The sequence below is a fragment of the Dyadobacter sp. CY261 genome (assembly GCF_021440085.1).
Lineage (GTDB): Bacteria > Bacteroidota > Bacteroidia > Cytophagales > Spirosomataceae > Dyadobacter.
The window spans coordinates 119402-132485 of the sequence record NZ_JAKCPW010000001.1; the positions used below are offsets into that span (position 1 = coordinate 119402).

Genomic DNA, 13084 nt, shown 5'->3' on the forward strand with positions numbered 1-13084 from the left:
TGAAGATGTAGTAATATTTTTACCAAAAGTATTTTCTATTAGTTCAAAGTCAAACGAAAGTGATTTTTAAATAATTATTATACCCTAATATGCCGAAAAAATATGCCGCTCTCGGGCTCCTGCTCTTCTTTACAATCTATGGCGTCCGTGCCCAGGAATCTTTGAGCAAAGACGTAGACTATGCGTACCTCGATAAACTGATTACAATTTGCAAGACCAATTACCCCAAGTTCAAAATGTATCAGGCGCGGATCGACGCAACGGCTACGGGGATCAATAAAGCGAAGCTTTCCTACTTCGATATTTTTAATTTCTCTTACTTGTACAGCCCCAAGAGCTTTTCGGGACCTGTGTCTCCTTCATTTCCATTTACCTACCAGCTGGGCTTTTTCATTAATATCGGTACGATACTTCAAAAACCGGCGCAGGTGAAGCAGGCTAAAAGTGAATTGGCTGTGGCAGAATACGATAAACAGTCCTTTGACCTAAACATTGAAGCAGAGGTCAAGAAAAGATACTTTACGTTGATTCAGAAAAAGGCACTATACCGCATCCGTTCCAATGCTTCGCTGGATATAGAGAGCATGCTCGAAAATGTGAAGAAGCGCTTCGAAATGGGTCAGGAGACGTTAGAGAAATATAACCAGGTTTTGGTCATGCAAACCGACCACGCGCAAAACCTGCTGAATACTGAAAGCGAGGTTCTAATCGCAAAAGCCAGCTTGGAAGAATTGTTGGGGCAAAAACTAGAAGATATAAAATGACCGAAGTTGTACAATTTTTAAGATTACTGCAGAGGAATAAAATCACCCTCGTCCTGGTTCCGGTCATCACCGTAATCGTGTGCTATTTTCTGGTCAGAAGGTTGCCCGATACTTATGAATCGCACGCTCGGATCGCGACGGGCCTGGTAGACAAGACCGACCAGGTAGTAACGCGTGAGAAAGACGAGCAGGATCAGCAGATCGCGCGCAAATTTGAGAGTCTTATTCAGGTTATGCGGCTGAAACGGACGCTCGACCAGGTTTCGTACCGTTTGATTTTGAACGATTTGAAGGGGTTAAAGGATTCGACATGGCGGGAACCGGTGCGAGAGATTGAAGAAATGAGCAAAGCCAACAAAGCAAAGGCCATTGCCCTTATAACCCAAAAATATAAGAAGCACGAAGAGTTATTTTTGTGGAAACCCGAGGAGAGAAGGCTTAATGACCTTATCTCGGAAATGGGTTATAGCGCCAATGCTCTACGAGATAAACTTACGGTTTATCGTACCGGAGTCGGCGACTATATCGACATCGAATATGAGGCCGAGGATCCAGATCTGGCGGCATATGTACTCAATACGCTTGCACAGGAATTTATTGCTGACAACTCTTCACGCGTGGTTGGTAATAACAAAAAGACCATCGATTTCCTGGCGAGTTTTATGCAGCAAAAGCGGCAGGCGCTTGACGAGCGCATGAACACGTTGAGGAATTTCAAAATACGTAACCGCGTACTGAACCTCAATGAACAAGCCCGAGCCATGTACGGTCAGGTGGCCGACTTTGAAACCCGGCGCCAAATGGCGCAGAGGGACATCGCTGCCTATACAGCCGCAATCGGGAATATCGACCAGCGTTTTAACCCGACCGAGCGGAAATATTTCGAAAGTGCTTTGACCGAAATTAATCAGAAGATCATTGGTACAAAGAACAATTTGAAAGCTTTGAACGAGCGTTATATCCTGAGCAATTTCGATCCGAAACTAAAAATCAGCTTGGATTCGCTGCGAGGTCGTCTGACAGAGGAGATCAACGAAGCTACGGATAAATACGCGTACAATCCGATGGTGGTAAAGCAGGATCTGGTAACACAGAAGCTGAGCATGGAAATCTCGCTCGAACTAGCAAAAAACAGTGTGACATCGATTCAAGCCGAACTGGATCGCCTAAACCGCAAATTCGACGGATTAGTACCCAATGAGGCGACAATTCAGGAGTATGAGACCTCTATCGACATTGCCAGCAAGGAATATATTGAAGCATTGCAGCGCTATAATGAAGCTAGTCTGGAATTCAGCTTTCCTGTTTACCTGCGCCTGATTGAGCGTGCGATGCCGGGAGAAGTACAGGCTTCCAAGAAAATGGTGCTCGTAATCCTGTCGGGCGTTATCAGTTTCACTTTCTGCGTGTTCGTATTCTTTATACTTTTCTATCTCGACAAATCCATCCGTTATCCGCTGCAACTTGCAAACGAAACGAATACGCCGGTGCTAGGCTATTTGAATGCTTTGGATAAAGATTCGAACCTAAGCTTGTCCGGGATGAATGCCTCGGACGACAAGGCTGTGCGGCTTTATAAAAATCTTGTGCGGTCGATCCGTTATGAGCTGGATAGCGAAATGGGTGACCCTAAAATCATTGCCGTTACCAGTTTAGGGTATGGTGTGGGTAAAACACCTTTTGTGATTGCATTGGCCTGGGCATTTTCAAAGATCAACAAAACGGTCCTGATCATCGATGGCAACTTCGGGCAGCCCGATATTTCCAAGCTGAACCCGGACAGCGTGCCTTTCGATAGCTTCGTGAAATCCAATAATCTGCCGGAAGCAGCTGCGGGCCAGATCAGCATCCTGGGTGCCAAAGCCGGGGATTTTTCCGTACTCGAACTGGCCGACGAGAAGACGATCGGTGAGCGTTTGCAGGCGTTGAAAGCGCGTTTTGACATTATCCTGATCGAAACCGACTCGTTACGCGCCATGAACAGGGCAAAAGAATGGGTGACATTCTCGGACCTGGTGGTAGCGGTATTTGCCGCGGGGCACTCCATTGGTGCTGAAGATCAATCTAAAATCCAGTATCTGGACAGCCTGAACGGCAAATTTGCCGGGTGGGTGCTCACCAATGTCGAAAGTATTCCAGAGCAGGCCGGCAAGGTTGCTAAACTGTCGGAAGCATGAGAGTCCTGGAATGGATATGGTGGGCGATCCAGATCGCGATAGGGTACAACCTGGTGTTTCCGGTGTTTGTGCTGCTCGTTTATGGCATCCGGAAATCGATAAAAACCGCGTGGCCGGTGGCTGGCTCAGAGGAATTGCCTGATTATGCGATCATCGTGACCGCTTATGAATATACCGCCCAGCTACCCGCTGTTGTGAGCTCGCTGCTGGATTTGAATTACGAGCGCTATCATATTTACATAGTCGCCGATAAATGCGATATCCGTAACCTGCATTTTCCGGCCGATAAGGTGCTGTTGCTACGTCCTGAGCAGGTTCTGGGTGGCAACACCCGCTCACATTTCTATGCTATTCGCCGCTTTATCCGTCCACATTCGCATTTGACAATTATCGACAGCGATAACCTCACCGATCCTGAATACCTGAATGAATTGAATGTATATTTCAAACAGGGATTTGCGGCAGTGCAAGGTGTACGTGAAGCGAAAAATCTGGATACAACCTACGCCTGTCTGGACGCTGCCCGTGACATTTACTACCATTTCTACGATGGCAAAGTATTGTTCGGTGCGGGTTCTTCGGCAACATTGGCCGGGTCGGGAATGGCATTTACAACGGCATTGTACGAAAAAGTGCTGGGGCATCTGGATGTGACCGGTGCCGGTTTCGATAAAGTATTGCAGGAAGGCATCGTAGGCCGCGGCTACCGCATCGCGTTTGCCGACAAAGCCATTGTTTATGATGAAAAAACGACCGGCTCCGACCAGCTTGTGAAGCAGCGGGCACGATGGATCAATACCTGGTTCAAATATTTTGCCTTAGGTTTCGGGCTGGTTTTTAAAGGCACTACAAGGTTCAGTCTTAATCAGACATTGTTTGGATTGATACTTTTGCGGCCGCCGCTATTTATATTTTTAGTGCTCTCGGTGTTTTTTATGCTGGTAAATCTGCTGATCCTGCCGGTTTTGTCGCTGGTATGGCTTATCGCATTGCTCATCTTCGTGCTAGGTTTCTACATTTCACTAAGAAGCTCGCCAACCGATCCGAAAATTTATCAGTCGCTGGTCAACATTCCGAAATTCATGTTCTACCAGCTTACCGCGCTCGTGAACGCACGCAGGGCAAACCAGATATCGGTTGCCACGCGGCAGGAAAATAAGAGTACTCAGCGATAAACCTATTCGGTATGAAGATTTACCCGCAAAAAAAGGCCAGTAAGCAGAAAAAGGGTTTTGGCGAACTCACACCTCTGCAACAAAAGACACGCCAGGCGGCATTGTTGCTGGCATTGGTGAGCGTATTTATCTGGTTTTTCAAAATTCTGTTCTTTTAGTGCAAGACATTCAGATACACATTCCCGGAAAAAGCAGCCAGGGGCTGAGCCGCATCGAAAAGTTACGGGCGTTGTTTGACCGTAAGCTTGCCGGACTCTTTATTCTGCTGCTGATATCACTGGTTTTTGGTGCGCTCATCGCCTACAATGGGATCCTTGCAGGCGCGGCAATTCTAGGACTGATGGTCGGTCCACCGGTTGTTTATTCAATAGTAGCCTACCCGCAGTTTGGGATCACATTATTGCTATTGCTTGCTTATCTGCTTTTCTTTATAGGTAGGCAAGGTATCGACTTTCCACTCGGTACGGTCATGGATGCCACTCAAGGGCTACTTATACTAGGCTTTTTCATTCATCAAAGACGGCATCGAAATTGGGCGATTTTGAAGGGGCCGGTCAGCGTAGTGGTTTTGATCTGGATTGGGTTTAACATTCTTGAGGTTGCCAATCCCGCTGCCGAATCGCGCTTAGCTTGGGTTTATACGATAAGGTCTGTGGCCATCGTGATGCTGACGTATTTCGTATTCCTGTACCAGATCCGTAGCATCCGGTTCCTTCGATTTGTGATCAAATTGTGGCTCGGCCTCGCAGTTTTTGGGGCATTATATGCTTACAAACAAGAATATATCGGTTTCTCAGACGCAGAAAATGCCTGGCTGCAAGGTGAGGGTATTTCGGATTTGCTATTCATCGCGGGTCACTGGCGTAAGTTCTCGATTTTCGCTGATCCGGTCGCATTCTCATACAATATGGTGGTGGGATGCATTATTTGCATTGCCTTATTGACCTTCGTGAAAAATACTGGCAAAAAAATAGTGATTGCGCTGCTCGTTGCATTGTTTTTTTCGGCGATGCTTTTCTCGGGCACACGCGGTGCTTATGTGTTGATTCCGGCGGCAATGGTACTCTTTGTCATCTTGCGAATCAACAGGCAGGTAATGATTTTTTCGGGTATTGCCGGGGTGTTTTTCCTGTTCATGATTGTTGTGCCGACCGGAGACCCCAATATTGTGCGGTTCCAAACCGCCTTTAAGCCTAATGACGATCTGTCGTACAAAGTGCGGAAAGACAATCAGAAACGCATCCAGCCTTATATTCTCAGCCATCCGATCGGGGGGGGGCTCGGGGCTACGGGCGTATGGGGGGTACGTTTTGCGCCGCAATCCTATCTTGCCAATTTTCCGCCCGACAGCGGATATGTACGCGTGGCGGTTGAGCTGGGCTGGGTGGGATTGTCCCTTTTTTGTTTATTAATGTTCTTGATTTTACGTGACGGTATCAATAACTACTTTCTCATCAGAAATTCGGAATTGAAGACCTATTGCCTGGCTATGTTGCTTGTTGTATTTGCTTACAACATAGGTAACTACCCCCAAGAGGCACTTGTACAGTTTCCTTCAAACATTTATTTCTATCTCGCTGCTGCAATAATTAAGATCACTCGCGTGATCGATGAAAGTGAACAGCGGGAAGCAATTTCGTAAAATTGTTTTTACAAAAGCCGTAAATTATGTGCAGTTTGGGTCGGATAAAGCTGACCTGAATGCGTGATCTCAAACTATTATGTAATTCACTTTTCCGTCCTTCGCAGGTGAACGATAATTTGAGGTATATTGACTGATAGAAGACAGGCGTGTAGAAAATACGGGCAGACGAGAGGCTCGACCGGTTGTCGGATGTTGGAAACGCAAATCCAGGACATCAACTTAAGGAATCTCAACGAAGGTGGAGGTTTTAAAATCCACACATCAGTCACAGCTATATGGATATTGTCATTACAGGACAACAGGCCTGGGATGTAGAAATCGGAAGTAACTGCAAGAACATTGCTCTGGAATTCAGCAAGAACCACAGAGTACTATATGTTAATTCTCCGCTCGACCGCGGCAGCCTGCTTAAAGGCGGCAGCGATCCGAAGATTATTAAAAGAAAGGCGGTGGTGTACGGCAAAGCGGATGGCCTCGAACAAATACAGGAAAATCTTTGGGTATTCTATCCCGACAAGATGATCGAGTCGATCAACTGGATACCCGAGATGCTTTTCGATATTTTGAACAGAAGAAACAACCAGCTTTTGGCCGCGTCGATCGCCCGGGCTGTCAAACGACTGGGTTTTGCAGATTATGTCCATTTCAATGACAATGATATTTTCCGCAGCTTTTTCCTGAAAGATCTGCTCAAACCGGCGCTGTCCATCTACTATTCCCGCGATTATATGCTTGCCGTTGAGTACTGGCGGAAGCACGGAGGCCGGCTCGAACCCCGGCTGATCGCCAAAAGTGATCTCTGCGTGGCCAATTCTGTTTACCTGGCCAAGTATTGTGGCAAGTACAACAAGCAATCATACTATGTGGGGCAAGGCTGCGACCTGGATGTTTTCATGGCTGGTAACCGTTCCGAAGACCCCGCCGACGTTCGTGGCATTAGCCGCCCGCGCATTGGCTATGTAGGCGCATTGCAAAGTCTTCGCCTGGATATGGAGCTGCTCCAATACATTGCCGAAGTACGGCCCGACTGGAATATCGTGCTCGTGGGCCCGGAAGACAAAGAGTTTCTTCAGAGCAGCCTTCATAATTTACCCAATGTAACTTTTACGGGCTCACGGGATCTCGCTGATTTACCTGCTTACATCAACTCGTTCGATGTGTGCGTGAACCCGCAGTTGCTCAATGAGGTCACGATAGGGAACTACCCTCGCAAGATCGACGAATACCTGGCGGTGGGCAAGCCGGTTGTAGCGACAGCCACCGACGCGATGAGCGTTTTCGAAGAGCACGTTTACCTGGGAAAAAACAAAGAAGAATATGTTCGCCTGATTGAACGCGCCATTATCGAAAATTCCGACGAGCGCACTGCCGCGCGGCGGTTATTTGCCAGCTCGCATAGCTGGGAAAACAGTGTAGGGGAAATTTATAAAGCCATCAGTAAAGCCCAGGAGAGCCTGTGATGGCTTCTTTTTTCAGAGATTTTTTAACTGAGCTAATCCCATTTCTGATTCGGCTTTTAACGCTACCAGTTTCTGGTTCAGATCGCTCGTCCAATGGCCTTGTTTCAGAGCGGCCTCCAAGTCCTTATATTGGTTGGCGGTATTGAGCAGTCCCACTGAAAACAGCGACGACCGGAATTTATGTATGACCTGACGTAGTCTTTCCGAATCGTTGGCCAGAGAGGCCTCGGCAATGTTTCTGAGCTGCACCTGGCTGTCACTTTCGAAAAGTGCGATCAGCTCATCGCGAAGTTCACGGTCGCCCCCGGTGATTTCGGCCAGGTAGTCGAGATTTAGAATTGTATCTGTCATTTTAGTTAGAGGTGGCTGAGTAAAGTCTTTAGGTGTTTGTGTTTCGTAATTCTCTTTGTTTCCAAGGTGCGCAATGGTATATAAAAGTTCACTTTCCTTAAAAGGTTTCGAAATATAGCTGTTAGCACCGATACTCAGGCATTCTTCTTTTTCCCCGACCATCGCGTGGGCTGTCATGGTAATAATAGGAATGGTGCTCGATATAGTTCTTCTGATCTCCTTGATTGCCGTATAACCGTCCATCACCGGCATTTGAATGTCCATTAAAATCAAATCGAAAGCTTCTTTACGCAACTTGTCAAGCGCTTCCTGGCCATTGTTCACGATAGTCAACGGGATGTTGAGTCTTTCGAAAATAGCAGTCAATAGCTTCTGATTGAGAATATTGTCTTCGGCCGCCAGAATGCGTATCGAGGATATCAAAGCATTAATATCGATTTCTTTTTCAATTTCCTCGTGCAAATCGGCTTCCTGCACCACTTTGAAGGGAAAATCCATGGTGAACACAGAACCGTTGCCGAGTTCGCTTTCCAGCTTCAATGTGCCATCAAAAAGCTGAACGAGCGATTTTACAATGCTCAATCCCAGCCCGGTGCCGCCAAATACCCTCGTGGTACTTTCAGTAGCCTGTACAAACCGGTTGAACACCTCCTTGATTTTATCCTTCGGGATGCCTATGCCGGTATCCTGTACTTCAAAACGGATATTTTGAATATTGTTGACAGGTTCGCCCAGCGGCTCGATGCAAAGTCTGACACTGCCCTTTTCTGTGAATTTTACAGCGTTACCGCATACATTGAGCAAGATCTGTGTAAGCCGCAGCTTATCGGTTTCAATATATTCAGGCAGGCCGGCTTTGAGCAAAGCTTCATAGGTAATGCCTTTTTCCACCGCCCGGTGGTGCATGATGGCCGAAATCTCATCGGCAAGTTCACGGATCGGCACCGGTGTTTTTTCCAGATGCACCTGTCCTGCTTCTATTTTTGAAAAGTCCAGGATGTCGTTGATCAGTTCCAGCAGGTTTTTGCCGGCATATTGAATGTACCCCACATATTCCTGGCTTTTCTGATCGATTACTTCGCCCATCAGCAGGTTGGTGAACCCGATGATCGCGTTCAGTGGTGTCCTGATCTCATGACTGACATTGGAAAGGAAGATGTCCTTCACCCGGACCGATTTTTCCGCCAAAATACGCGCTTTTTCTAGCGTAGCTTCATAATTGGCTCGTTCGGTTATATCCCTGAAGACAGTAATGGCGCTGGTAATCTGCCCATCCAGGCCGATTACCGGTTGTACATTCGTTTCGAGGTGATAGATCTTGTCGTTTTTAACCAGGTCAATTTTGTTTCCCGTCAGTTTTTCACCCTGCAATGCGCGCGTAACCGGGAGCGTATCCACCGAAAAGCGCACGTGATAACGGGTGGGATCGAGGAGTTTGATATACTTTACCTGTTCTTCCAACGTTTCCGGGCGTTCGCCTGTAACACCGAGTATTTCCCTGCCCGACTCGTTCAATACCTCGATTTTCCGTTCATTATTGATAATCATCACTCCGTCCGGAATCGCTTCCAGGTATTGGCTCAATGTCCGCTCTTTTTCGTTGATCGCTTTTTGCATCAACCGTTGCTTGCGTTTATCGAGGTTCAGGAAAATAAAGGAAAGGATTGTGAGGACAAACCCGACTGCCCCGGTCACAAAAATGAACAGGATCGAGTTCTGTTGCGTGGCCGATACCAGCTTCCGCCGCTGGTCCAGGTTGTGGTTTTCGTAATCGTCGATCTCGTTGATCTTCGCAGTCAGCAGGTTGTTGAGCCGGATGCCTTCGCCCTCCTGCATTTTAGAAAATGCCTGCCCGGAGCCCTGAGTACGGTAAATACTGATCACATTTTGTGAGTAAGCAACGATCTGGCTAGAAATCTGTAGCAATTCTTTCACGCGCCGGGTCTGGACTTCGTCCGTCTTGACAAGGTTGAAAAGCGTGTCGGTAATGCCTATAAGCTGGATTTTCTTATTGTAGTTGTCGGTCAGCAGGTCATTGTCCTCGGTAATCAGGTATCCCCGCATATTCGACTGGAAATCCTTCGTTACCAAGCCGAAATTGGCCGCCTGGTTTAGGACGCCGATCGTCACATTGAGGCTTTCGTTGTTCAGTGAAAGATCCTTGACATTCTTATAAGTAAAATACTGTGAACCGAAGATCAGCGCCAGACCAAGGTAAATACTTGCATAATACCATCTGAATGAGTCATTTGTAACATTGGTCGGCATATTTCAGGGGGCAGAACATGGGTTTTTACAACACCAAGATCGTAATAAACGCAGACTAAATTCAGGTCAGGTAGTCAAAATTAAATTTCAGGTGGCGGTAAAGGTGCCGTATTTGAGTCAGCAGGAAGTTGTTGCTCTCGCGCCACATGTTTCTTTTCATTGTACTGGGCTCGGCTTCTGAATTTTGCTGAATAAATAACCCGGTAAAGTCTTTATAAAAGTATCCCGTCCCACGATTTTTCAAAAACGACATCATCATCCGATACTCTGTAACATCGCCCTTCTGGCCTTCGGTATACCTTCCGAATTTATCGAAGAAATTGATCCTGCGCAGGTGAGGATGATCACTATAGGCATAAAATTTGCGATAACCCGGCTTCCAAACGCTAAAATTCATTTCGTAATACCCATCCCGCGGGTTCCGCAGGTATGGATATTGAAAATAGGCATAAAATCGTACCACATCATTTCCCGGCTTGTCGTGCATGATAGCCAGAGCCTTGGTGAAGCTCTCCGGAAAGACGGTAGTGGGAGTGAAGTCTTCCTGAACGTAAAGCGTGAATGGGGTCTTGACAGCATCCTGACCTTTATTAATATTGTTACCCAAGCCTCTGTTCTTCGGAGTTGTAATAAGTCGGAATTCATGCTTTTTCTGCAATTCGAGCAGATAATCCACATGGTCAGGCTTGCTGCCATCGTCGGAAACGACAATATCGCCGAAAGTGCAGTTGAGCGCTTCGAATGAGAGTAGCAGCTGTTCAAGCGACTGGCTGCGATTATAATGGGTAATGAGCAGTGTTACTTCCTCGAAGAAATATTCCTTTGTCATGGGGGTGGTTATTTGAGGATCACGAGGTCGATGGTGTTTTTCAGCCATCGGTAGCGCAAATAGGCTAGCCGCGCCAGCTTAACAAGCGGGTTTGGGCTCTGTTTCCAGTCCGCACGTTGCATGGTACTGGGCTCGTTCGAAGAATTTTTCTGATAAAACAGCTTGGTAAAATCATCGAAAAATAGCCCTTTGCCTTTTTTCTGCAAAAAACTTACGGCCATCCTGTACTCCGTCAGATCGCCTTTGATGCCCTCTGGGTATCGTCCGAATTTTTGCAGGAAGGTGCTACGCCGCAAGTGCGGGTGATCGCTGTAATAATAGAATTTCAAATGGTTCAGGTCCCAGAAACGGTAAACCATTTCCGAATATCCCTTTTTGAACGGGCGCAGGGTAGGGTACGCAAAGTATGCGTAAAAACGAATGATATCCCATTTAAAATCCTCACGCATAAAGGTAAGGGCATCGGCAAAATGCTTAGGGAAAACGTCGGAAGGTTGAAAATCTTCCTGCACATATAAGGTATATTCGGTTTGCACCGCATCCTGCCCTTTGTTGATGTTATTACCAAGGCCGCGGTTTGTCGGAGTGGTGACCAGGCGGAAATGGAAACGATCTGCCAAGGCTTTGACCTTGCTCAGGTGCTCAGCTTTACTACCGTCGTCCGACACAACGATGTCGGCAAACTGGCAGCCGAGCGACTCGAAAGTTGACAGCAGCCGTTCCAACGAGCCACTGCGATTGTAATGGGTGATCAGTAACGTTGTATCCGGGAATTGATGCTGCATAAGGCCTTAGTGTCACAAAATAATCACGGCGCGGACAGATTCAATTGGATCGTTCCAATCAATGTATAGCCGGTAATTAACAGATTTTTAAGATGTTACAAGTGTCTTCCCTTTTGAGGAGGGAGAGTCAGTAAGAAAGTTAAAACTTTATTCCTGCATTGCACAAAAATATTGTAAAATTACTTCGCATATTGCGTTGCCTCCCAACTTCGATAATAGTTTCGCTAAATTGCGGAAATACTTGGAGTTGACCACCATATCTTGCATTAAGTCTGATGGCCTTTCACTTATTACAGAAATTAAAGAATAGACATTTTCTTTCGTTGGCTGGTAATGGGATTATGTCTGTGCTGGGGATGCTCAACATGGTTATTCTTTATCGTGCGCTTTCTGTGGATAGCATTGGAATGTGGGTATTCTTTTTGTCCATCCTGCTGCTGGTGGACACGTTCAGGTCAGGATTTCTCACAACCGCATTCATCAAATTTTATGCAGGTGCCGCCGAGCAACGTAAACGGGATGTTATCGGGTCAGCATGGCTTATAGGTGGCGCTATAACTGGCCTCCTTGTGCTGATCAACATTCCGGCGTATATATTTTCGGGCTATTTTAAGAATCCTTCTGTCGTATTATTCGTGGAATGGTTTGGGATAATCTACATTGCCTCGCTCCCTTACTTCATCGCTTCCTGCGTAGTCCAGGCAGAACAGCGTTTCGACCAATTGCTTTGCATTCGGTTTTTCAGCCAGGTTTTTTTTATCGTGTTCGTAATGATAATGGCGCTCACCCACACGGCTACCCTGCAAAATATCGTCTATGCTTATCTTGCCGGCGCAGCGTTGACCAGTGTTTTTACCATTGTAATGGGCTGGGCCAGGATCGACAATTTTAAAGATCGCACCAGAGAATGTGTCAAAGAAATTTTTCATTTTGGCAAATTTTCAGTTGGCACCACGTTAAGTTCGAACCTTTTTGGTGCATCCAACACGATGATTATCAACTTCATGCTTGGCCCGGCCGCGCTGGCCGTGTTTAACCTCGGGCAGCGTTTGATGGAGATTATTGAAATTCCATTGAGAAGCTTTGCGGCCACAGGCATGCCTGAACTTTCTGCGGCTCACAATGCAGGTGACCGTGCGAAAGTGATAGAAACAATGAAACGTTATGCCGGACTCATAACAATAGCTTTGCTGCCTGCGTGCGCAGGAGCGGTATTGCTGGCTGATGTAGCTATTTATATTATCGGCGGCCAGAAATACATTGACTCCGAAGCCGCCAACATCCTGCGCTTATACATGACCTTTGCACTGCTTTACCCACTTGACCGCTTCTTTGCATTGACGCTCGATGTAATCCATCAGCCCCAGATCAACTTTGTCAAAGTTCTGATCATGCTTGCAGCCAGTGTAATCGCTTCCATGACAGGCATATACTTAACCGGCAACATATATGGTGTAGCCGTCGCAGGTATCGTTCCAACGGCGATCGGGACAGCGATCGGGTATTGGGCGTTGAATCGCTTTTATCCGTTTGGTATATTGAGCGTCGTAACCACTGGATATGCCGAAGCGCTTAACCTGATCAGGTTGTGGTGGGGAAAATTGATGGTTGATAAAGTACACTAACCTAT

10 protein-coding genes are annotated in these 13084 nt (G+C 46.8%); 7 read left to right on the forward strand and 3 right to left on the reverse strand.

Annotated features, from left to right (window positions below; genetic code table 11):
• The first annotated feature begins 89 nt into the window (after positions 1 to 89).
• The 6 genes from LZD49_RS00490 (at position 90) to LZD49_RS00515 (ending at position 7221) form a co-directional block, all read left to right on the forward strand.
• Positions 90 to 764, forward strand: coding sequence for a TolC family protein (locus tag LZD49_RS00490; protein ID WP_234665346.1), 675 nt, complete (start codon positions 90 to 92; stop codon positions 762 to 764).
• Positions 761 to 2941: a lipopolysaccharide biosynthesis protein gene (locus LZD49_RS00495; RefSeq protein WP_234665347.1), complete on the forward strand. Its 2181-nt coding sequence runs from the start codon at positions 761 to 763 to the stop codon at positions 2939 to 2941. The genes LZD49_RS00490 and LZD49_RS00495 overlap by 4 nt, the downstream gene beginning before the upstream one ends.
• Complete coding sequence (locus LZD49_RS00500; protein ID WP_234665348.1) at positions 2938 to 4116, forward strand: glycosyltransferase; 1179 nt, start codon at positions 2938 to 2940, stop codon at positions 4114 to 4116. The genes LZD49_RS00495 and LZD49_RS00500 overlap by 4 nt, the downstream gene beginning before the upstream one ends.
• 11 nt (positions 4117 to 4127) lie before the next feature.
• Positions 4128 to 4274: a hypothetical protein gene (locus LZD49_RS00505; RefSeq protein WP_234665349.1), complete on the forward strand. Its 147-nt coding sequence runs from the start codon at positions 4128 to 4130 to the stop codon at positions 4272 to 4274.
• On the forward strand, positions 4274 to 5758 hold the full coding sequence (locus LZD49_RS00510) for an O-antigen ligase (protein ID WP_234665350.1): 1485 nt from the start codon (positions 4274 to 4276) through the stop codon (positions 5756 to 5758). Before LZD49_RS00505 ends, LZD49_RS00510 begins: the two co-directional genes overlap by 1 nt.
• A 278-nt stretch (positions 5759 to 6036) precedes the next feature.
• Positions 6037 to 7221, forward strand: a complete 1185-nt coding sequence (locus LZD49_RS00515; RefSeq protein WP_234665351.1) for a glycosyltransferase — start codon at positions 6037 to 6039, stop codon at positions 7219 to 7221.
• A 12-nt stretch (positions 7222 to 7233) separates the two neighbouring features.
• Here LZD49_RS00515 and LZD49_RS00520 read toward each other — a convergent pair whose 3' ends face one another.
• The 3 genes from LZD49_RS00520 to LZD49_RS00530 form a co-directional block, all read right to left on the reverse strand.
• Positions 7234 to 9840 (reverse strand): response regulator, encoded by a 2607-nt coding sequence (locus LZD49_RS00520; protein ID WP_234665352.1) that lies wholly within the window; start codon positions 9838 to 9840, stop codon positions 7234 to 7236.
• 61 nt (positions 9841 to 9901) lie between these two features.
• Complete coding sequence (locus tag LZD49_RS00525) at positions 9902 to 10669, reverse strand: glycosyltransferase (RefSeq protein WP_234665353.1); 768 nt, start codon at positions 10667 to 10669, stop codon at positions 9902 to 9904.
• Positions 10670 to 10677: 8 nt separating this feature from the next.
• Positions 10678 to 11454, reverse strand: a complete 777-nt coding sequence (locus LZD49_RS00530) for a glycosyltransferase (RefSeq protein WP_234665354.1) — start codon at positions 11452 to 11454, stop codon at positions 10678 to 10680.
• A gap of 275 nt (positions 11455 to 11729) precedes the next feature.
• Here LZD49_RS00530 and LZD49_RS00535 point away from each other — a divergent pair, with 275 nt between their 5' ends.
• Positions 11730 to 13079 (forward strand): lipopolysaccharide biosynthesis protein, encoded by a 1350-nt coding sequence (locus LZD49_RS00535; protein WP_234665355.1) that lies wholly within the window; start codon positions 11730 to 11732, stop codon positions 13077 to 13079.
• The last annotated feature ends 5 nt before the right edge of the window (positions 13080 to 13084 follow it).